This window comes from Streptomyces panacea (assembly GCF_040560175.1).
Lineage (GTDB): Bacteria > Actinomycetota > Actinomycetes > Streptomycetales > Streptomycetaceae > Streptomyces > Streptomyces panacea.
In genome coordinates this window covers 50893-70591 of the sequence record NZ_JARJHW010000004.1, presented here as the reverse complement: position 1 = coordinate 70591, position 19699 = coordinate 50893, and the positions used below count along the sequence as shown (strand labels likewise).

Below are 19699 nucleotides of genomic sequence, written 5' to 3'. Positions count from 1 at the left end.
CCTTGCATGTCGCACCGAATGGCCGGTGTGAGCGAAGATCGGAAAGACCCGACGAGCGAGACCGGCCATGGTCCGCGTGGCGTACGAGTGGTGCGCGGCGCCCTGGCCGCGCTCGGCGGGTTGATCGCCGGGCTCGCGGCGCTCTGCGTCGCCGAGCTGGTTTCGGCGGCCGTACGGCCCGAAGCGGGTCCTGTCACCGCGGTGGGCGGCGCGGTCATCGACCGCACACCGGCACCGGTGAAGGACTTCGCCGTCCGGAATTTCGGGAACGACGACAAGCTGGTGCTGCAACTGGGCATCCTGGCCCTCCTGGCGCTCTTCGCCATGGCGGTCGGCGTGGCCTCGCTGCGATACCGGAAGGTCGGCTCGGCGGCGGTCCTGGTCTTCGGCGCGATCGGCGCACTGGCGGCGGTGGAGCGGCCCGACGGCCGTGTCTCCGACGCCCTGCCCTCGATCGTGGGCGGTCTGGTTGCCTGCGGAGTGATGTATCTGCTGGCCGGCAGGCTCGCCTCCCGTCCGTCCCCCCATGGGGATCGGGGGACGGACGGGGCCGTCACACGAACGGCGGAGACCGGCGGACCCGCGGAAAGCACCGATGGCGGCACCGGCACCGCCCCCGGCACCCACCCCGGCTCCTTCGACCGGCGCGGATTCGTCATCGCCGCGACGGCCGCCGCGGCGGTATCGGCCGGAGCGGGCGTCCTCGGCCGACGACTCAACGCGTCAGGGGCGGCCGAGGCCGCGGCCTCACGCAGGACCGTCGTCCTGCCCGCCCCGTCCTCAGCGGCCCCGCCGATACCGGCGGGAGCGGATCTGGGGATCCGCGGCCTGAGTTCGTTCACCACGTCCAACAAGGACTTCTACCGGGTGGACACCGCCCTGGTCGTGCCCCGTGTGGACGCCGAGAGCTGGCGTCTGCGCATCCACGGCAAGGGCGTCCCCCGGCCACTCACCCTCAGCTTCCAGGATCTTCTCCAACGGAAGCTGATCGAACGGGACATCACGCTGACCTGTGTCTCCAATGAGGTCGGCGGCCCGTACGTCGGCAACGCCCGCTGGATCGGTGTCCCCCTGGCCGACCTGCTGGCCGAGGCCGGCGTGAAGCCCCCCTCGAAGGGTGGCCCCGCCGACCAGTTGGTGTCCCGCTCCGTGGACGGCATGACCATCGGCACCCCGGTCGACGCGGTCATGGACGGCCGCGACGCGATGCTCGCGGTCGGCATGAACGGCGAACCCCTGCCGTTCAACCACGGCTTCCCGGTCCGCATGGTCGTCCCCGGCCTGTACGGATACGTGTCGGCGTGCAAGTGGCTGGAAGACCTCGAACTGACCACGTTCGCCGACTACGACGCGTACTGGGTCAAGCGGACCTGGTCCCGTCAGGCTCCGATCAAGACCCAGTCGCGGATCGACACGCCGCGCCCCTTCGCCTCGCCGAAAGCGGGCAAGGTGCCCGTCGCCGGAGTGGCGTGGGCGCAGCACCGCGGTATCGAGCGGGTCGAGGTGCGCGTGGACGGCGGTGCGTGGAACCGCGCCGAGCTGGCCGCCGAGGACAGCGAGGACACCTGGCGGCAGTGGCTGTGGGAGTGGCCCGCCACGTCCGGCAGCCACACCCTGGAGGTCCGCGCGACGGACCGGGACGGCAACACCCAGACGGACAAGCGCGTGGGGACCGTGCCCAACGGCGCGACCGGCTGGCACTCGGTGGTGGTCGCCGTCGACTGAGCCAGCCCCACCACGTACCGAAGCACCCATTGACCCACGGCCCATCGGCCAATGACACCCCCTGTATCAACAGCACCACCTTTCAAGGAGATTGCTATGAAGATCACCCGTTTCCAGCGTGCCGCCGTCACCGTTGTCGCCGCTGTCGCCCTTCCGCTGGCGCTCACCTCCTGTTCCAGCGACGACAAGGACACCAAGTCGGATTCCTCGTCCGCCGCCGAGGAGACGGCGGCGGCCCCGGAGGACACGGCCGACGACGCCGCGGGCGACACCGCCGACGCGCCGTTCGGCCCGGCCTGCGCCTCGGTGCCGAAGACCGGCCCCGGCAGCTTCGAGGGCATGGGCCAGGCGCCGGTCGCGACCGCCGCGTCCAACAACCCGGAGCTGTCCACCCTGGTCACCGCGGTGAAGAAGGCCGGCCTGGTCGACACCCTCAACACCGCGGAGAACATCACGGTGTTCGCGCCCACCAACGACGCCTTCGCCAAGATCCCGAAGGCCGACCTGGACGCGGTCCTCGCGGACAAGGCCATGCTCACCAAGATCCTCACCTACCACGTCGTGGGCGAGAAGCTGGCCAAGAAGCAGCTGGAGAGCGGCACGTACGACACCCTCCAGAAGAGCACGCTGACCACGGCGGGCTCGGGCGACGCGTACAAGGTGAACGACTCCGCCGCCGTCGTCTGCGGTGACGTCCCGACGGCCAACGCCACGGTGCACATCATCGACACGGTGCTGATGCCGAAGTAGTCCCGCACCCACGGGGGTCGTCCGGTCTCCTTATCCTGACCGGATGACTCCTGTGGATCGGCCGACCCCTTCGGGCGGAACGGCACGAACGAATCGGGTGCTCGGAGCGGTCGTCGGCTCAGCTGTCGGCGACGCGCTCGGGGCACCTTTCGAGTTCGGCCCCGCCGGTGTCTTCACCGCCCGCTTCCCGGACGGCGTGGGCGAGATGTGCGGAGGCGGCGGCTGGGATCCGGGCGAGGCCACCGACGACACACAGATGGCGGTGCTGATCGGCGAGTCGCTGCTGGAACGCGGCGGCCTCGAACTGCCCGACGTCTTCGAGCGGTTCCGGCGCTGGGCCGCGGCCGACCCCAAGGACATCGGGCTCCAGACGGAACAGGTCCTGCTCAGCGGCGATCCCTGGGATCTCGCGGCGCCCATCCACTTCCAGCGCTCCGGACGGGCCGCCGGCAACGGCTCGTTGATGCGCGCGGCCACCCCCGCCGTGCACTTCGCCGCCGCGGGCCGCGACGCCACCATGGCGGCCGCCCGCCGGATCGCGGCGCTCACCCACGGCGACGCGGCGGCCTGGGAGGGCACGGCCGTGCTGCACGAGCTGATCCGCGTGGGGCTGGACGGCGGTGATCCGGTGGCCGCCGTGCCCGGGGCGCTCCGTGACGTACGCGAGGACCACCGTCCGCGCTGGGCCACCGTGCTCGACCCCGGCTGGCACCCCGACGACGCGACGGAGTTCAACGGCGCGGTGTGGCCGTGTCTGGGCTCGGCGCTCTGGGCGCTGCGCACGACCGGCTCGTTCGAAACCTCCCTGGCGGCGGCGATCGATCTGGGCGGTGACACGGACACGGTCGCGGCGGTCACCGGCGCGCTCGCGGGCGCCGTGTACGGCTTCGCCGCGATTCCCCACCGCTGGACGGACCCGCTCCATGTACCCCTGCCCGGCTACGGCGACCGCGTGCTGCGTACGCCGGAACTGGTCCGGCTCGCCGGGCGGTTGGCGGCCTGACGCCCGTGGTGACCGCATGACGGAGGGCCCGGACAGCGGATGTCCGGGCCCTTCGTCGGCACGAAGGTGCGCGAGTCGGTGTCAGCAGGTGCGACCGACGTACCACGCGTCGCTGACCTTGCTCTTCGAGCCGAGCCAGGTGACGCCGGGGCCCACACACTGTTCGTAGTTCCAGCCCGACACCTCGACCTCGATGACGATGCGCGAGCCGTCGTTCGTGCAGTGGTTGTAGTACGAGTCGCTGGACGACGAGTAGTAGCCACAGGGTGTCGCGGCGGCCGACGGGGCGGCGGTGGCCGCGGTGGACATGCCCAGGACCATGGCGACAGCGCCGACGAGGGCGGGGAGGGACTGACGAACGCGCATGCGGCTACTCCTTGTTGAGGGCGTGAGACCCGGGCACCGATATCGGTGCACACGGAGAGCATCCCATCAACTACCTTGAGTAGCCGTCCAATTCACCCGCACGCGTCCGTCAGGTCACTGAACTGGACGACTCCCCGGGCTGCTCGCTCCCCGCCGTCACCCCACCGAGGTGTACGCCACCACCCCGCGCAGCACTCCGTCGACCGCCTTGCGGGCGTTCTTCGCGACCGTGCTGTTCTCGCGGGGGGCCGCCGCGGCGATCTGCCCGAGGACGTCGATCACCTGCTTGCACCAGCGGACGAAGTCACCCGCCGGCATCTCGGCGTCCCGCAGCACCTCGTCGAGCCCCTTGCCCGACGCCCACATGTGCACGGCCCAGGCGAAGCCGAGGTCGGGCTCGCGCTGGCCGACACCCTCCGCCTGGTTGATCTTGAAGTCCTCCTCCAGGGCGTCGAGGCGGCCCCAGATGCGGACCATCTCGCCGAGGGCGGCCTTCGAGGCGCCACTCGGGAGCCGGGGCGCCACCGCGTCGTCGGACTGGCGTGCCTCGAAGACCAACGCCGAGGCGCACGCGGCCAGTTCCGCCGGAGAGAGCCCTTCCCACACGCCTTCGCGCAGGCACTCGCTGGCGAGGAGGTCCAGCTCGCCGTAGAGCCGGGCGAGCCGCTTGCCGTTGCCCGTGACCTCGTCGCCGCGCAGATAGTCCATCTCCGTCAGGAGGGCGACGATACGGTCGAAGGTGCGGGCGATGGTGTTCGTGCGGCCCTCGATCCGCCGCTCCAGCTGCCGGGTGTCCCGCTGCAGCCGGTGGTAGCGCTCGGCCCAGCGCGCGTGGTCCTCGCGCTCGTCGCAGCCGTGGCACGGATGCGCGCGCAACTCCCCACGCAGCCGGGCGATCTCACGGTCGTCGGCGGCCGGCGCGCGCCCCTTGCGGTGCCGCTCCGGCACCACATGCCCGGCCTTCGTACGCAGCGCGGACGCCAGGTCGCGGCGCGACTGCGGCGAGCGCTGGTTGAAGCTCTTGGGGATCCGCATCCGGTCCAGCGCCTCGACCGGCACCGGGAAGTCCATCGACGCGAGCCGCTTGACCTGCCGCTCGGCGGTCAGGACCAGCGGCCTGGGGCCGTCGTGGTACTCCACGCCCCGGTGCCCGTTGGCCCGCCCGGCGGGCAGTCCGGGGTCGAGCACCAGCGCGAGGCCGGCGAACTTGCCGGTCGGGACATGGATGACATCGCCGGGCTTGAGCTTCTCCAGCGAGGAGGCGGCGGCGGCCCGCCGCTGCACGGCACCCTGCTTGGCCAGCTCCGTCTCGCGGTCCTTGAGGTCGCGGCGCAGCCGCGCGTACTCCTCGAAGTCCCCCAAGTGGCAGGTCATGCCCGCCCGGTAGCCGTCCATCCCCTCTTCGTTCTTCTGGACCTGGCGGGAGATCCCGACGACCGACTTGTCCGCCTGGAACTGCGCGAACGAGGTCTCCAGCAGCTCGCGCGAGCGGTGCCGGCCGAACTGCTGCACCAGATTGACCGCCATGTTGTACGACGGCCGGAAGCTGGAGCGCAGCGGGTAGGTGCGCGTGCCCGCGAGACCGGCGAGCGCGCCCGGGTCCATGCCGCGCTGCCACAGGACCACCGCGTGGCCCTCGACGTCGATGCCGCGCCGGCCGGCCCGGCCGGTCAGCTGGGTGTACTCACCGGGCGTGATGTCGGCGTGCTGCTCGCCGTTCCACTTGACGAGCTTCTCCAGGACGACGGACCTGGCGGGCATGTTGATGCCGAGCGCCAGGGTCTCCGTGGCGAACACGGCCTTGACCAGACCCCGTACGAACAGCTCCTCGACGACTTCCTTGAAGGTCGGCAGCATGCCGGCGTGGTGGGCGGCGATACCGCGCTCCAGGCCCTCCAGCCACTCGTAGTACCCCAGGACATGCAGATCCTCGGTGGGGATGGACGCGGTGCGCGCCTCCACGATCTCGCGGACCCGTGCGCGCCTGTTGTCGTCGTTGAGCCGCAGCCCGGCGTGCATGCACTGCTGTACGGCCGCCTCGCAGCCGGCCCGGCTGAAGATGAAGGTGATGGCGGGCAGCAGGTCTTCGGCGTCGAGCCGCTCGATGACCTCGGGCCTGCCGGGCGTCCAGATCCGGCCGCGCTGTCTGCGCTCGCGCTCCCGGTCCGCCTCGCGGACCATCTTGCCGCGCCGGCGGTCACGCGGGTTGTACGTCTTCTGATTCTCCGTCCGGGCCAGCCGGGAGAGGTCGGGGTTGACCTCGCGGCGGGCTCCACCGCGGCCTCCGTGGTCGGTGCTCTCCTCGAAGAGGTCGTACATCCGGCGGCCCGCGAAGACGTGCTGCCACAGCGGCACGGGGCGGTGCTCGGAGACGATGACCTCGGTGCTGCCACGGACGGTGTCCAGCCAGTCACCGAACTCCTCGGCGTTGGAGACCGTCGCCGACAGGGACACCAGGGTCACGGACTCGGGGAGGTGGATGATCACCTCTTCCCAGACGGCGCCGCGGAAACGGTCGGAGAGGTAGTGCACCTCGTCCATCACGACATAGCCGAGGCCGGTCAGCGACTGCGAGCCCGCGTAGAGCATGTTGCGCAGGACCTCGGTGGTCATGACGACCACCGGCGCGTCGGAATTGACGCTGTTGTCGCCGGTCAGCAGCCCGACCTTGTCGGCGCCGTAGCGTTTCGCCAGGTCCGCGTACTTCTGGTTGGACAGTGCCTTGATGGGCGTGGTGTAGAAGCATTTACGGCCCTCGGCGAGCGCCAGGTGGACGGCGAACTCACCGACGATCGTCTTGCCCGATCCGGTGGGCGCGGCGACCAGGACGCCCTTGCCCGACTCCAGGGCCTGGCAGGCCTCGATCTGGAAGGGATCGAGGCCGAAGTCGTACATCTCGCGGAACGGCGCGAGTGCGGTGGCCTGCTCGGCTGCGCGGATCCGAGCTGCGGTGTAACGCTCGGCCGGTGTGAGGTCCTCTGTCATCTTGCTCACGAGCCTACCCGCCACCTCCGACAGTCAGCGGATCTTTATGGGCGGGCTGCCGACGCCCGTCAGCGACCGGGGGCGAGGACCCGTACGGCCCCGGCGACGCACCGCGCGGTCAGGGGCAGCGGGCCGAGCGGTTCCCCGTCGGCGTAGCCGGTGAGACCGGGGGCGGCGAGGGTGATCTTCGTGGTGCGGTGGACGGTGACCTCGGGGTGGCTCAGGTGCGTGCCCCGGTAGACGCGTGGAAAGACCTTCAGCAGCGTGGCGCGGCCGCAGTCGCCGACGACGGTCACGTCGAAGAGTCCGTCGTCCATGGCGGCGTCCGCGCAGATCCGCATGCCGCCTCCGTAGGAGGGGCCGTTGCCGACGGCGATCAGGGTCGCCTCGATCTCCCGTTCGATGCCGTCGTCGAGGGTCATGCGGTAGGAGACGGGCTTGAAGGCGGCCAGTTCGGCCACCATCGCCAGGTCGTACTTGAGGCGGCCGTTCGGCCAACGCATGCGGTTGCCGCGGTCGTTGACGCGTGAGTCGAAACCGGAGGCGAGGACGGTCCCGAACCACCGGCCCGCGACCCGCCCCAGGTCCAGCTCCCGGATTCCGCCGTGCTTGAGGGCGTCGGCCGCGATCCGGCCGGCCGCCGCGGGGTCGCGGACCGGCAGGCCCAGTGCCCGGCCGAAGTCGTTGCCGGTGCCGACCGCGACGACGCCGAGCGGGGTGTCCGTACCGGCGACGGCCTGGAGTGCGAGGGAGACCAGACCGTCCCCGCCGACGGCGATCAGCGCGCCGGTCCCCGCCGCGACGGCCTCGCGTGCGCGCCGCAGCGCGTCGGCGGCGTCGGAGCCGAGCACCGTACGGACGGAGTACCCCGCGTCCCTGAGCGCGCGGGCGGCCGGCTGCGCGGCACGCGCGCCCCTGCCGCGCCCGGCGGCGGGATTGACGAACAGGCTGATCTCACTGGTCACGGGGTCGGCTCGCCCGGTCAGGTGACGTCGTCGTAGCCGTTCACACGGGCCGTACGGTTGCTGTCCGCCTGCTCGGGCAGTGCTGCCACCGACGCGACCGGTTCGACGCTGCCGACGCTCTCCGGGGTGTGGTCCAGATCGGACGCCTCGTCGTCGTCCAGCTCGGCGTCGGGGTTGCCCCGGCGCCTGCGCCGGTCGTTCAGCAGGGAGAAGGCGACCGCGCAGAAGTAGAGGACGACGATCGGTCCGGCCAGTGCGAGCATGCCCACGGGGTCGGTCGTCGGGGTGATCACCGCGCCGAAGACGAAGACTCCCATGACGACGCCGCGCCACCATCCGACCATCCGGCGGCCGGTGACGATTCCGGTCATGTTCAGCATGACCAGCACGAGGGGCAGCTCGAAGGCGAGTCCGAAGACCAGCACCATACGGGTGGTGAAGTCGAGGACCTCGTCGAGGGAGACGAGGTTGCCGGAGCCCTCGGGCGTCAGGCTGATGAGCACCTTCACGCTGATCGGCAGAATGATGTAGGCGAGGTACGCGCCGGCCGTGAAGAGCGGCACCGCGCTCGCCACGAACGCGTACGTGTACTTCTTCTCGCTCTTGTGCAGGCCGGGAGCGACGAACGCCCACAGCTGGTAGAGCCAGACGGGGCTGGCCACGACGACGCCGGCGGTGAGGCTGACCCGGATCGTGGTGGTGAACGGCGAGGTGAGGGTGTTGAAGACGACGGTGGCGCAGTTGCCGCCGTCGCTGATCTCGCCTTCCTTGCACTTGGGCACGGACTCGGTGAGGAAGGACATGATCTGCTCGCTGTAGAACACGGCCACGATCGTCACCACGACGATCGCGAGCAGCCCTTTCGACAGCCGGTTGCGCAGTTCACGAAGATGCTCCACGAGCGGCATACGCCCCTCGGGATCCTTCTCTTCTGTGCGGGCAGACTTGGGCAACCCACGTCCTCATCTCGTGCGGCAGGCCGTCACCGTGCCCGGTGCGTGCATCGGCCCAGGGGGTCGGATCAGCGCTTGGTCGAGTCGGTCGGCTCCGCGACGGGCCGCGAGCTGGTGACATCGCCGGGCGCCGCCTGGATGGTCCGGGGGGCGGGCTGGTCCGCGTCGGCGGAAGCGGTCGGCGGGTCCGTCGGAACCGTGCCGCTCTTGTTCTCGTCGGACTTCATCGCCTTGGCCTCGCTCTTGAGGATGCGCGCCGACTTGCCGAGTGAACGGGCCATGTCGGGAAGCTTCTTGGCGCCGAAGAGCAGGATGATGACGACGAGAATAAGAATGATCTCGGTGGGGCCGAGCCTACCCATAGCATTACCTTCTTCACCGAGGCGACAGAGTCTGGGACGACAGCCGGACAGATGTCCGACGATCGCGCTGGCAGCGATCGTAACCCGCAGGGGTAAACGCAGGGCAATGCCTGTGCGTACTCCCTACGACGGCCCCCGCCTCCAGTCCGAGACCGCTTCGTCACCCTACCGCCCGAACTGGTGATGGAGGGAGGGTGCATCCATTTATCGGATGGCATCGCCGGTCTTCGCGAGACGGGTGGCCGCCAGCTCCAGTTCCTCCGCCGCCCGATTGATCCGCCGCGTGGTGGAGGCGACCTGGTGACCGAGGCGCTGGGCCTCGACGAAGACGCGGATCGCGAGGACGCCGAGAACGGCGATCCCGCAGAACCCCAGGGCGATGGCGAGCATGGGCCAGAACATACGAGGAGCCTTCTCTCCTAGGGGGTCGAATGCAGGCGCAGCGTCCGCACGCCGCCGCCGGTGAGCAGTTCGACGATGCGTTCACCGGCGGGCTTGCGCACCGCCGTCTCGCACTCGGGGCAGGTGAACGAGTAGAACGTCGTACGGCGGCTGGCGCCGATCGCGAGCCGCAGCGCCCCGGCCGAGAGCTCGAAGCGGGCCCGGCACTCGGGGCAGGCGGCCTGGAAGAGGATCGGCACCATGGACGCCGACGTCGAGAAACCGACCATCATGGACATATCCCCCAAATCTCTTAGTTCTGGTGGTGCGAGTCGTCGGAGTCGTACGCCGCCAGCGCCTCGCGGGCCGCCCGCCGCGCGCTCTCCGCCAGATCCTGCGGGGACGCGATACGCCCGTCCCCGCCCAGCCGCAGCGCGAGCCGCCGCAACGAGGCGGGCGCCGGCGTACGCAGCGTGATCCGCAGCCCGCCGTCGGGCAGCTCCTCCGCGCTGTCGTGCGGGTAGTACTCCGCGACCCAGCGCCCGCCGGGACCGACATCGACCACCACCTCGGGATCGTCGGCCGACGGCTGCACCAGCCCCTCCGAGAGGTCGCGCAGCTCCAGCTCCGGCGGCGCGGCCGGCTCGTCGAGCAGCTTGATCTCCGCGACCCGGTCGAGCCGGAACGTACGCCGTGCCTCGGAGAGCCGGCACCACGCCTCCATGTACGTATGACCCACCGCGAACAGCCTGATCGGGTCGACCTCGCGCTCCGTCAGCTCGTCCCGCGCCGGGGAGTAGTAACGCAGCCAGAGCCGCCGCCGCTCCGAGATGGCCCGGTCCACGTCGGCGAAGACACCGCCCTCGGACTCGAAGGTGACAGAGAGCCGGGAGCTGGCACCCGCCGCCTCCCCGGCGGCGGCCTCCAGCTTCGCGGTCGCGCGCAGCAGCGCCTGCCGGTCGCTCTCCCGCAGCCCCGGCAGGGTGGCGACGGCGCGGGCGGCCACCAGCAGCGCGGTGGCCTCGTCAGCGGCCAGCCGCAGCGGCTCGGCGACATCGTCCGGGTTGTGCCACCAGATACGGTCCCCGTCGGTGTCGATGTCGAGGAGGTCACCGCCCCGGAAACTCGTCCCGCACATGGGCAGCACATCGAGGTCGGAGATCAACTCGTCCTCGGTGATACCGAAGGCGCGGGCGACATCCTGGACGTGCGCGCCGGGGCGCTCCCGCAGATACGTCACCAGCGAGAGCATCCGGCGGGTCTGGTCGATGGCGTTGGCTGCCATGGTGTGTACGAGTTCCCCTCAGGCCTTGGCCACGGCGCGCAGCCGGTCCACGACGTCTGCCCGCAGATCCGCGGGCTCCAGCACGACCACGTCGGGGCCGAACTCCACCAGCCAGGCGTCCAGGCCATGGCCGTACGGGATCTCCAACTCGTCCCAGCCGTCACCCAGTTCCCGCGACGACACCGCCCTGGCGCGCAGCGGATACCCGCTCTCGGAACGGAGCCGGATCAGGGCCGAGCGCGTCGCCGTCTCCCCGGCCCAGCTCTCGACCGTCTCGCGCACCGTGACCACGTCGGGCACCGGCGCGGTGAACTCCCCCGTCCTGGAACGGACCCGTCCACTGATCCGGGAGAGCCGGAAGACCCGCTCGGCCCGGCGCTCCCGGTCCCAGCCGGCCAGATACCAGTGGCCGCGCCAGCACTCCAGCGTCCACGGCTCCACCTGACGCTGCTCGGGCTTGGCGGCGTTGGCCTTGCGATAGTCGAAGACGACGGTCCTGCGGTCACGGCAGGCGAGCATCAGCGGCTCGAACGCGGCCTCGTGGACCGGGATGCGCGGCTCCAGTGCGCTGTGGTGCGCCTCGTAGGAGTCCTCCGCCTCGGGCATGCCCGCGGCCCGCAGCTTCTGGAGCGCCCCGCTGGCGGCGCCCGCGAGACGCGCCTGCTGCCAGACCTTGGCGGCGAGCCCCAGCGCGGCGGCCTCCTCCGCGTCCAGGGTGATGGCGGGAAGCCGGTTGCTGTCGCGGCGGGCCAGATAGCCGGTCTCGCCGTCCAGATTCTCCACCGTCTCGATGACCAGGCCGAGTTCGCGCAGATCGTCCTTGTCGCGCTCGAACATCCGGTTGAAGGAGTCGTCGGAGCCGGCTTCCAGATACGCCTCGATGGACTCGCGCAACTCGCGCTTGCTGAGCGGGCGCCGGGTGCCGAGCAGGCACAGCGCGAGATTCATCAACCGCTCGGCCTTGGCAATGGCCATCGACGCCCTACACCTCATCTGATAGTGCCGCATCCGCGCGTCGACCGTACCGCCCGGGGGTCCCCCGGTAAAAGCCGAGGGCCCATGCCGGACAGCATGGGCCCTCGGTCTGTCCGTAAGTGACCGGACGGGGTCGTCGATCGCCCGACGACGCCGATCACACGGAGACGTCGATCAGACAGCGACCAGATCGCAGACGAAGATCAGCGTCTCGCCGGGCGCGATGGCGCCGCCACCCGCGCCACGCTCGCCGTAGGCGAGGTGCGAGGGAATGGTCAGCTGACGACGGCCGCCGACCTTCATGCCCTGGACGCCCTGGTCCCAGCCGGAGATGACCTTCCCCTGACCGAGCTGGAACTGGAGCGGCGTACCGCGGTTCCAGGAGGCGTCGAATTCCTCACCGGTGGAGAAGGCCACACCCACGTAGTGGACGGAGACGGTGTCGCCCGCCTTGGCCACGGCACCCTCGCCCTCCCAGATGTCCTTGATCTCCAGGTCGGCCGGCGGCTCGCCACCCGGGAAGTCGATCTCGGGCTTCTCGATGCTCACTGAACTGCTCCTCTAAATGATGAACGGGGCAACCGGGACAGTGTTACACCTTCGCCAGGATGTCCACGGCGAACACCAGAGTGGAGTTCTTGGGAATGCCCTGCTGCTCCTTGTCACCGAACGCGTCGGCCGGCGGGATGACGACCAGCACGCGGCTGCCGACCTTCTTGCCCACGACGCCGTCCTTCAGACCCTTGAGGGTGAGCTGCGGCAGCGGGAACGTGACGGTCTTGCCGTTCTTGTACGTGCTGTCGAAGGTCTTGGCGTCCGTCCACAGCAGCGCTTCGTAGTTCAGCACGACCGAGTCGGTGGCCTTGACGACCTCGCCCTTGCTCTCCAGCACGTAGTTGGAGACGAGCTTCTTCGGCGGGTCCGTCTTCGGGACCGTGACCGTGGGCGCCTTGCCGTCGGTGTTGACCCCGACCTTGGGCAGGTCGACGTTGTCCTGCGCGACCTCGGTGCCCTTGGCGGTGGTCGGGACCTGGGTCGCCTTCAGGATGTCGACGACGAAGACAAGGGTGGCGTTGGGCTTGATGTCCTCGCCCTGGCCCTGCGCGCCGTAACCGAGGTCCGGCGGGATGACCAGCTCGACACGGCTGCCGACCTTCTGGCCCTCCAGGCCCTTGTCCCAGCCCTGGATGACCATGCCGGCGCCGAGCGTCAGGTCGAAGGGGGCCTTGCGGTCGAAACTGTTATCGAAGGGCTTGGTCGAGTCCCACGACTGGCCCAGGTAGTTGACCTGGATCGCGTCGCCCTTCTTGAGCTTCGCGCCGTCACCCTCACTGATGACGTCGGTCTGCAGCTCCTTCGGCGGAGTTCCCTCACCCTTCCCGAGGGTCGGCTTCTCACCGAACTTGGCACCCGCTGTGATCTCGGGAAAACCGTTCTTGGACGAGGTGGAGTCGGAGCCTCCGTCGTCACCGCACGCCGCCAGCGACAGCAGCAGTAGGGGGATGACGACGAGGCCGGCAAGTCGGCGCACGAATTCCTCAGATCTCAGACGGAAGGTTTGGGTCCTCGACACTCTAGGGCGTGGCAAGGGCCCCGCACGAGGAACGTACGGGGCCCGAGTCGCGTTCCGGAACGGCGGATGCCGCCCTTCGACGATCACATACCGGCGATCAGCTTTTCGACCCGGTCGTCCACGGAACGGAACGGGTCCTTGCACAGCACGGTGCGCTGCGCCTGATCGTTGAGCTTGAGATGGACCCAGTCGACGGTGAAGTCCCGCCGCTGCTCCTGGGCCCGGCGGATGAAGTCGCCGCGCAGCCGTGCCCTGGTGGTCTGCGGGGGCACCGACTTGCCCTCGAAGATCTTCATGTCGTTGCAGATCCGGGCCGCCTGGCCGCGCTTCTCCAGCAGGTAGTAGAGCCCGCGGCGGCGGTGGATGTCGTGGTAGGCGAGGTCTATCTGGGCGACCCGGGGGTGGGACATGGTCATGTTGTGCTTGGCCCGGTAGCGCTCGATCAGCTTGTACTTCATGACCCAGTCGATCTCGGTGCCGATCCGGTCCAGGTCCTCGGCCTCGATGGCGTCGAGCGTACGGCCCCAGAGCTCCAGGACCTGCTCCACGGTGCCGGTGCGGATGCCCCGGCGGTCGACGAAGTCCACGGCCTTCTCGTAGTACTCCCGCTGGACCTCGATGGCGGACGCCTCGCGCCCGTTGGCCAGGCGCACCTTGCGCTGACCGGTGATGTCGTGGCTGACCTCGCGGATCGCCCGGATCGGGTTCTCCAGGGTGAGGTCGCGCATGACCGTGCCCGCCTCGATCATGCGCAGCACGAGATCCGTGGCGCCGACCTTGAGGAGCATGGTCGTCTCGGACATGTTCGAGTCGCCGACGATGACATGCAGCCGGCGGTAGCGCTCCGCGTCGGCGTGCGGTTCGTCACGGGTGTTGATGATGGGACGGGAACGGGTGGTGGCGGAGCTGACACCCTCCCAGATGTGCTCGGCACGCTGGCTGACGCAGTAGACGGCGCCACGCGGAGTCTGCAGCACCTTGCCGGCGCCGCAGAGCAGCTGCCGGGTGACGAGGAACGGGATGAGGATGTCCGCGAGCCGGGAGAATTCCCCGTGGCGTGCGACGAGATAATTCTCGTGGCAGCCGTAGGAGTTTCCCGCCGAATCGGTGTTGTTCTTGAACAGATAGACGTCGCCCGCGATTCCCTCCTCGTGCAGGCGGCGTTCGGCGTCGACGAGCAGGCCTTCGAGAATGCGCTCGCCCGCCTTGTCGTGCGTGACCAGTTCGGTCACGTTGTCGCATTCGGGTGTCGCGTATTCCGGATGCGATCCCACGTCGAGGTAGAGGCGGGCGCCGTTCCGCAGGAAGACGTTGCTGCTGCGGCCCCATGACACAACACGGCGGAAGAGGTAGCGCGCCACTTCGTCAGGTGACAGCCGGCGCTGTCCCCTGAAGGTGCACGTGACGCCGTACTCGTTCTCCAGCCCGAAAATGCGGCGGTCCATGTCTGAACATTACGCCTGATGGCCTGAGCTGAAACCGTGTTGGGCCGCACCGTTGCGATCATTTTCGTATCCGGCTTCCCCGGTGGGGCCGCCGGGGACCCCGTCGCCGGGAATCGTCAGGACCTTCCGGGTGGCCAGCAGAACCAGCAGCGCGGCGACACCGCCCGCCCCCGCGACGGCGAAGCTCGCCGATGTCCCGGCCAGTTCGACGGCCGGGCCGGCCACTCCCGTACCGAAGGCGGCGCCGACGCCGAAGGTGGTGACGAGCCAGGAGAACGCCTCCGTGACGGTGCCGCGCGGGGCGTGCCGGTCGACCACGATGAAGGCACAGGCCAGCGCGGGCGCCAGGAAGACCCCGGAGAGGGCGGCGAGCGCGGTCATGGCCACGACGCCGGGCGTGAGCATCAGGGGGAGATAGCCGACGGCGAGCAGGGCGGTGATCCACAGCAGCCTGCGCTCGGGGGTGCCGGTCCACTGCCGGGCTCCGTACGCGAGGCCGCCCACCAGAGCGCCGAGACCGAGCGCGGCCATCAGCCAGCCGTACACGGACTCGCGGCCCTGGTCGTCGGCGTACGCGACGCCGGCGACGGTGATGGAGCCGAGCGCCAGACCGATGAAGAGGAAGGCGGCGAGGAGCGCGAGGAGTCCGGGTGAGCGCAGGGCGCCGAGCCAGTGCGCCTCCCGGGGCGCCGAGCGCCAGGCGCGCGAGGGTTTGGAGAGCACCACACTGAGCGCGCCGAGGACTCCGATGACGTTGATGACCAGCAGGGCGGCGCCCGGGGACCGGAGCGCGACGAGGAGGGTGACGAACAGCGGGCCCGCCGTGAACATCACTTCCTGCGCCACGGCGTCCATGGCGTACGCCCGGTGCACCCGGTCCTCCCGGCCGAGCACGCTGGGCCACAGGGCCCGCAGGCCGCCTTCGAGAGGCGGGGTGAACAGGCCGGCGACGACCACCGCCGCGAAGGCGAGGGGCAGCGGGTCGATTCCGGTGACGGCGAGGAGGACCATGCCGAGGGCGGAGACGACGGCGGCGGGGAGCTGGACGCGCGGCTGGCCGACCAGGTCCACGGCGCGGCCGAGCAGCGGCTGGCCTATCGCGGTGGAGAGCCCGTAGACGGCCGCCAGGACGCCCGCGAGGGTGTAGCTGCCGCCCGCGTCCCGGGTGAACAGGACGATCGCGATGTGGCCGGTGGCGCTGGGCAGCCGCCCGACGAGCGTGCCGGCGAGCAGCCGTGCGGCGTGCGGCGCCCTGAGAATGTCCACATAGCCTGCGGCCATGACTCCCCTTCTCTCCCCCGGGTTCACCCGGCACAAGCAAGTTTTACGTATAACGTCCGGAGTCATACGTACCATGTGCGCAGCCCGCCGGTCCACCGACTTCGGGCCACGACGCCAAGGCGCGGTCCGCCGCACCCCGCCGCTCCCGGCCGCCGCACGCGGAAGTCACCACGGAGGACGACACCCATGGCAGAGCCGCCCCGTACGGACCGGCCCGGTCCCGGAACGGCCGCGCGGCCCGCGAGGCCCACCAGCAGGGACGTGGCCCACGCGGCCGGGGTGTCACAGGCCACCGTGTCCCTCGTCCTCGGCGACAAGTGGCGGGGCCGGGTCTCCGAGCGCACGGCCGGGCTCGTCCGCGACACCGCGCGCGACCTGGGCTACCGGCCCAATCTCGCCGCCCGCAATCTGCGCCTCGGCCGGACCAGGACCGCGCTGCTGGTCGTGCCCGCGCTCACCCACGAGTTCTTCGCCCGCGTCTACACCGGCGCCGCGACCGTGGCCGCCGAGCACAGCTTCGGCGTGGTCCTCTACCCGTCACCGGAAGGCGTCGGGCCCGCCAAGGACCCGTTCGCCTCGGCGCGGGCGGCACTGGACGGAGTGATCGCCTCGTCCATCGCGGCCGAGGCGCTCGCCGCGATCCGCGGTACCGATCTGCCCCTGGTCATGCTCGACAGCGACCCCGACGGGTCCGGCGCCGCCGCGCACGTGAACCTCGACATCGCCGACGCCGTGCGACAGGTGACGGACCATCTGCTCGGTCTCGGCCACCGCAGGATCACCCACCTCGCCTCGGCCGTGAACTCCTGGACGTTCACCGTGCGGGCCGACACCCTGGCCGAAGCCGTACGCGGCGTGCCCGGGGCAGTCGTACGCACCGTGCCGTCCGCCCTGGAGGTGCACGCCGCGCGGGAAGCCGCCGAACGGGCACTCAGCGGCCCGGGGCGACGGCCCACGGCACTGATCTGCGACAGCGACGTACTGGCGGCGGGCGCCGTCAAGGCCGTACGGAAACTCGGACTGCGGGTGCCGGAGGACGTCTCCGTCACGGGCTTCGACGACCTGGCCCTCGCGACGGCCGTGGAGCCGGAACTGACCACCGTGCGGCTGCCCGCCGAACGGGTCGGCGAGCACGGGATGGCGGCGCTGCTGGCCATCCTCGACGGACGCGAGCCCGAGAACACCGTGCTGCCCGTCTCACTGGTGATCCGCGGCTCGACCGCTCCCCCGCCGGGCACCTGACGGCCCGGACGGACCGGTGCCCCGGACCGCACGGGCGGTTCGGGGCACCGTAGGGATCGCGCCACTCAGCTCTCGGCGTCGCCCGACTCCTCCGTGTCCGACGGAGCGTCCGTCGGCGTGGACGCCGCACCGTCCGCCTCCAGCAGACGGGCGAGCTGACGGCCCACGACACGCTTGAACTTGCGCTCCTGCGGCCGGGTACGGTCCAGGACCGCCACCTCCAGCCGCTCGGCGGGAATCTCCCGCTCACTGCCGTTCGTGTCCCGGGACAGGGCCTGCACCGCCAGCTTCAGCGCCTCGGCGAGCGACATCCCGTCACGGTGCTGCTGGTCCAGGAACGTGCTGATCTGCTCGGAGTTGCCACCGACGGCCACCGAACCGTGCTCGTCCACGATCGACCCGTCGTGCGGCAGCCGGTAGATCTGGTCCCCGTCGGCCGTCGGACCCACCTCGGCGACGACCAGCTCGACCTCGTACGGCTTCTCACCGGCGCTGGAGAAGATCGTGCCCAGGGTCTGCGCGTACACGTTGGCGAGCCCACGGGCCGTCACATCGTCACGGTCGTAGGTGTATCCGCGCAGATCCGCGTAGCGGACACCACCGATACGCAGATTCTCGTACTCGTTGTACTTACCGGCGGCGGCGAAGCCGATCCGGTCGTAGATCTCGCTGAACTTGTGCAGCGCGCGGGACGGGTTCTCACCGACGAAGACGATGCCGTCGGCGTACTGAAGCACAACCAGACTGCGACCGCGGGCGATGCCCTTGCGGGCGTACTCCGCCCGGTCGGCCATGGCCTGCTGGGGTGAGACATAGAACGGCGTCGACACCGGCTATCCGTCCCTTCCTGTCAGTGACATGTCTATTCAGCGGAGGCCGGACGTCAGAGCAGCTCGGCGCGCGGACCGTCGGGCTGTTCCAGCCGGCGCTCGATGATCGAGCGGGCGACCCGCGAGGACTCCTCGTCGGTGACCCTGCGGAAACCCTCGTCGCTCATGATGTTGACGATGGGGTAGATCTTGCGGGCCACGTCCGGACCGCCGGTCGCCGAGTCGTCGTCCGCCGCGTCGTAGAGCGCCTGGATGACCAGGGTGATGGCCTGTTCCTCCGTCAGTCCCTCACGGAAGAGCTTCTTCATCGCGCCCCGCGCGAAGAGCGAACCCGATCCGGTGGACGCGTAACCGTGCTCCTCCGAACGGCCGCCGGTGACGTCGTAGGAGAAGATGCGGCCCTTCCCGCGGTCGACGTCCCAGCCGGCGAACAGCGGGACGACGGCCAGGCCCTGCATGGCCATGGCGAGATTGCTGCGGATCATGGTGGAGAGCCGGTTGGCCTTGCCCTCGAAGGAGAGCTGTGCGCCTTCGACCTTCTCGAAGTGCTCCAGCTCCAGCTGGAAGAGCTTGACCATCTCCACGGCGAGACCCGCCGTGCCCGCGATACCCACGGCCGAGTACTCGTCGGCCGGGAAGACCTTCTCGATGTCGCGCTGCGCGATCATGTTGCCCATGGTGGCCCGCCGGTCACCGGCGAGGATGACCCCGCCCTCGAACGTCACGGCGACGATCGTCGTCCCGTGCGGCGCCTCGATCGCACCCTGGACGGGCGGCAGCACCCGGTTGCCGGGCAGGATCTCCGGCGAGTGGACGGACAGGAAGTCCATGAACGAGGCCGACCCGGGCGTCAGGAAGGCAGCCGGCAGACGCCCGGTGCTACGAGTGTTGGCTTCCACGCGTTTCCCTCCAGTATGCGATGGCACGGCGCAGGGTGTCGGGATCGTCCCCCAACTTGCCAATGGCCGAATTGCAGTTGAAGCACAGTACGCCTCGGACCCTACCCGTCTCATGGCAATGATCCACATGCGCGGCGGGGGCAGCCTTCCGACGTCGCCGGGTGCCGTTCCCACTCGGAATGGGGTTTCACTTCCTCGCACCGCGGACAGCGCTCGCGGCCCTGCGGTACGGGCACTTTCACCCGTACCGCGCGCCCTTTCGCCGCTTGGCGGCGACGACAGCGGTCCGCGGAACAGCTCTCGCGGTAAGCCTGGAGCCCGCCGCTCGGACTACTCGCCGCCCTTCTGCACAAATGAGCGAACGAAGTCCTCGGCATTCTCCTCGAGTACGTCATCGATCTCGTCCAGCACGGAGTCCACGTCGTCCGACAGTTTCTCCTGGCGTTCCTTGAGGTCCTCGGACTGCTGTACGTCCTCGGTCTGCTCCTCGACCTCCTCGGTGGAACGCGTTGCCTTCTGCTGCCCGCCGTCGGTGTCCTTGGCCGCCATAACCCTCACCCCGCTCGGTTCGCCCCGCTCGATGTGACCTTCAAGATCCGACCCTACAAGCAGGCTCGGACATCGGCCCCGCAGTTGGTGCAACGTCCGGGGGCCACTTCCATGATTCCCGGGCCGGGGC

Annotated in this window: 21 protein-coding genes; 4 read left to right on the top strand and 17 right to left on the bottom strand. The window is 70.0% G+C overall.

The genetic code is table 11. From position 1 onward, the window contains the following. The first annotated feature begins 90 nt into the window (after positions 1-90). The 3 genes from P3L51_RS02340 to P3L51_RS02330 all read left to right on the top strand — a co-directional run bounded on the left by P3L51_RS02340 (position 91) and on the right by P3L51_RS02330 (position 3478). Positions 91-1725: a molybdopterin-dependent oxidoreductase gene (locus P3L51_RS02340; protein WP_354603334.1), complete on the top strand. Its 1635-nt coding sequence runs from the start codon at positions 91-93 to the stop codon at positions 1723-1725. A gap of 96 nt (positions 1726-1821) precedes the next feature. Then, the gene (locus tag P3L51_RS02335; RefSeq protein ID WP_354603306.1) at positions 1822-2475 is read left to right on the top strand and encodes a fasciclin domain-containing protein; all 654 of its coding nucleotides are present in this window, start codon (positions 1822-1824) and stop codon (positions 2473-2475) included. A 43-nt stretch (positions 2476-2518) separates the two neighbouring features. Beyond that, positions 2519-3478 (top strand): ADP-ribosylglycohydrolase family protein, encoded by a 960-nt coding sequence (locus P3L51_RS02330; RefSeq protein ID WP_354603305.1) that lies wholly within the window; start codon positions 2519-2521, stop codon positions 3476-3478. Between the two features lie 81 nt (positions 3479-3559). On the opposite strand, the gene P3L51_RS02325 is transcribed toward P3L51_RS02330, so the two are convergent. The 13 genes from P3L51_RS02325 to P3L51_RS02265 form a co-directional block, all read right to left on the bottom strand. Continuing rightward, the gene (locus P3L51_RS02325; protein ID WP_354603304.1) at positions 3560-3844 is read right to left on the bottom strand and encodes a DUF6355 family natural product biosynthesis protein; all 285 of its coding nucleotides are present in this window, start codon (positions 3842-3844) and stop codon (positions 3560-3562) included. 156 nt (positions 3845-4000) lie between these two features. Further along, positions 4001-6829, bottom strand: coding sequence for a DEAD/DEAH box helicase (locus P3L51_RS02320; RefSeq protein ID WP_354603333.1), 2829 nt, complete (start codon positions 6827-6829; stop codon positions 4001-4003). 68 nt (positions 6830-6897) lie between these two features. Next, positions 6898-7794, bottom strand: a complete 897-nt coding sequence (locus tag P3L51_RS02315) for a diacylglycerol kinase (RefSeq protein ID WP_354603303.1) — start codon at positions 7792-7794, stop codon at positions 6898-6900. 17 nt (positions 7795-7811) lie between these two features. After that, positions 7812-8702 (bottom strand): twin-arginine translocase subunit TatC, encoded by an 891-nt coding sequence (tatC, locus tag P3L51_RS02310; protein WP_354603302.1) that lies wholly within the window; start codon positions 8700-8702, stop codon positions 7812-7814. Positions 8703-8815: 113 nt separating this feature from the next. Further along, positions 8816-9109 (bottom strand): Sec-independent protein translocase subunit TatA, encoded by a 294-nt coding sequence (gene tatA, locus P3L51_RS02305; protein WP_354603301.1) that lies wholly within the window; start codon positions 9107-9109, stop codon positions 8816-8818. Between the two features lie 204 nt (positions 9110-9313). Further along, positions 9314-9511 (bottom strand): hypothetical protein, encoded by a 198-nt coding sequence (locus P3L51_RS02300; protein WP_354603300.1) that lies wholly within the window; start codon positions 9509-9511, stop codon positions 9314-9316. A gap of 17 nt (positions 9512-9528) precedes the next feature. After that, positions 9529-9789: a hypothetical protein gene (locus P3L51_RS02295; RefSeq protein WP_354603299.1), complete on the bottom strand. Its 261-nt coding sequence runs from the start codon at positions 9787-9789 to the stop codon at positions 9529-9531. A gap of 14 nt (positions 9790-9803) precedes the next feature. Further along, a complete protein-coding gene (locus P3L51_RS02290; protein ID WP_354603298.1) occupies positions 9804-10775 on the bottom strand; it encodes a helix-turn-helix transcriptional regulator in 972 nt (323 codons plus the stop codon). 18 nt (positions 10776-10793) lie between these two features. Further along, positions 10794-11750, bottom strand: coding sequence for a helix-turn-helix transcriptional regulator (locus P3L51_RS02285; protein WP_354603297.1), 957 nt, complete (start codon positions 11748-11750; stop codon positions 10794-10796). A gap of 174 nt (positions 11751-11924) precedes the next feature. After that, complete coding sequence (locus P3L51_RS02280) at positions 11925-12299, bottom strand: FKBP-type peptidyl-prolyl cis-trans isomerase (protein WP_354603296.1); 375 nt, start codon at positions 12297-12299, stop codon at positions 11925-11927. Positions 12300-12342: 43 nt separating this feature from the next. Next, on the bottom strand, positions 12343-13281 hold the full coding sequence (locus P3L51_RS02275) for an FKBP-type peptidyl-prolyl cis-trans isomerase (RefSeq protein WP_354603295.1): 939 nt from the start codon (positions 13279-13281) through the stop codon (positions 12343-12345). A gap of 125 nt (positions 13282-13406) precedes the next feature. Beyond that, positions 13407-14768, bottom strand: coding sequence for a Pup--protein ligase (gene pafA / locus P3L51_RS02270; protein ID WP_354603294.1), 1362 nt, complete (start codon positions 14766-14768; stop codon positions 13407-13409). A 9-nt stretch (positions 14769-14777) separates the two neighbouring features. Next, entirely contained in the window at positions 14778-16049 is a 1272-nt protein-coding gene (locus tag P3L51_RS02265) for an MFS transporter (RefSeq protein ID WP_354603293.1), read from the bottom strand. Between the two features lie 186 nt (positions 16050-16235). On the opposite strand from P3L51_RS02265, the gene P3L51_RS02260 reads away from it, so the two are divergent. Continuing rightward, complete coding sequence (locus tag P3L51_RS02260) at positions 16236-17291, top strand: LacI family DNA-binding transcriptional regulator (protein WP_354603292.1); 1056 nt, start codon at positions 16236-16238, stop codon at positions 17289-17291. Between the two features lie 65 nt (positions 17292-17356). Here the strand turns inward: P3L51_RS02260 and prcA are convergent, their stop codons facing one another. The 4 genes from prcA to P3L51_RS02240 form a co-directional block, all read right to left on the bottom strand. Further along, positions 17357-18121: a proteasome subunit alpha gene (prcA, locus tag P3L51_RS02255; RefSeq protein ID WP_354603291.1), complete on the bottom strand. Its 765-nt coding sequence runs from the start codon at positions 18119-18121 to the stop codon at positions 17357-17359. Between the two features lie 53 nt (positions 18122-18174). Further along, positions 18175-19020 (bottom strand): proteasome subunit beta, encoded by an 846-nt coding sequence (gene prcB / locus P3L51_RS02250; protein ID WP_354603290.1) that lies wholly within the window; start codon positions 19018-19020, stop codon positions 18175-18177. After that, positions 19001-19147 (bottom strand): endonuclease domain-containing protein, encoded by a 147-nt coding sequence (locus P3L51_RS02245; RefSeq protein ID WP_354603289.1) that lies wholly within the window; start codon positions 19145-19147, stop codon positions 19001-19003. Before P3L51_RS02245 ends, prcB begins: the two co-directional genes overlap by 20 nt. Before the next feature lie 203 nt (positions 19148-19350). Continuing rightward, positions 19351-19569, bottom strand: coding sequence for a ubiquitin-like protein Pup (locus P3L51_RS02240; protein WP_354603288.1), 219 nt, complete (start codon positions 19567-19569; stop codon positions 19351-19353). Positions 19570-19699: the final 130 nt, after the last annotated feature.

Coding starts and splice junctions, on each gene's coding strand:
- P3L51_RS02335 (WP_354603306.1), top strand. CDS start 1,822: ATGAAGATCACCCGTTTCCAGCGTGCCGCCGTCACCGTTGTCGCCGCT.
- P3L51_RS02330 (WP_354603305.1), top strand. CDS start 2,519: ATGACTCCTGTGGATCGGCCGACCCCTTCGGGCGGAACGGCACGAACG.
- P3L51_RS02325 (WP_354603304.1), bottom strand. CDS start 3,844: ATGCGCGTTCGTCAGTCCCTCCCCGCCCTCGTCGGCGCTGTCGCCATG.
- P3L51_RS02320 (WP_354603333.1), bottom strand. CDS start 6,829: ATGACAGAGGACCTCACACCGGCCGAGCGTTACACCGCAGCTCGGATC.
- tatC (WP_354603302.1), bottom strand. CDS start 8,702: ATGCCGCTCGTGGAGCATCTTCGTGAACTGCGCAACCGGCTGTCGAAA.
- tatA (WP_354603301.1), bottom strand. CDS start 9,109: ATGGGTAGGCTCGGCCCCACCGAGATCATTCTTATTCTCGTCGTCATC.
- P3L51_RS02300 (WP_354603300.1), bottom strand. CDS start 9,511: ATGTTCTGGCCCATGCTCGCCATCGCCCTGGGGTTCTGCGGGATCGCC.
- P3L51_RS02295 (WP_354603299.1), bottom strand. CDS start 9,789: ATGTCCATGATGGTCGGTTTCTCGACGTCGGCGTCCATGGTGCCGATC.
- P3L51_RS02290 (WP_354603298.1), bottom strand. CDS start 10,775: ATGGCAGCCAACGCCATCGACCAGACCCGCCGGATGCTCTCGCTGGTG.
- P3L51_RS02285 (WP_354603297.1), bottom strand. CDS start 11,750: ATGGCCATTGCCAAGGCCGAGCGGTTGATGAATCTCGCGCTGTGCCTG.
- pafA (WP_354603294.1), bottom strand. CDS start 14,768: ATGGACCGCCGCATTTTCGGGCTGGAGAACGAGTACGGCGTCACGTGC.
- P3L51_RS02265 (WP_354603293.1), bottom strand. CDS start 16,049: ATGGCCGCAGGCTATGTGGACATTCTCAGGGCGCCGCACGCCGCACGG.
- P3L51_RS02260 (WP_354603292.1), top strand. CDS start 16,236: ATGGCAGAGCCGCCCCGTACGGACCGGCCCGGTCCCGGAACGGCCGCG.
- P3L51_RS02240 (WP_354603288.1), bottom strand. CDS start 19,569: ATGGCGGCCAAGGACACCGACGGCGGGCAGCAGAAGGCAACGCGTTCC.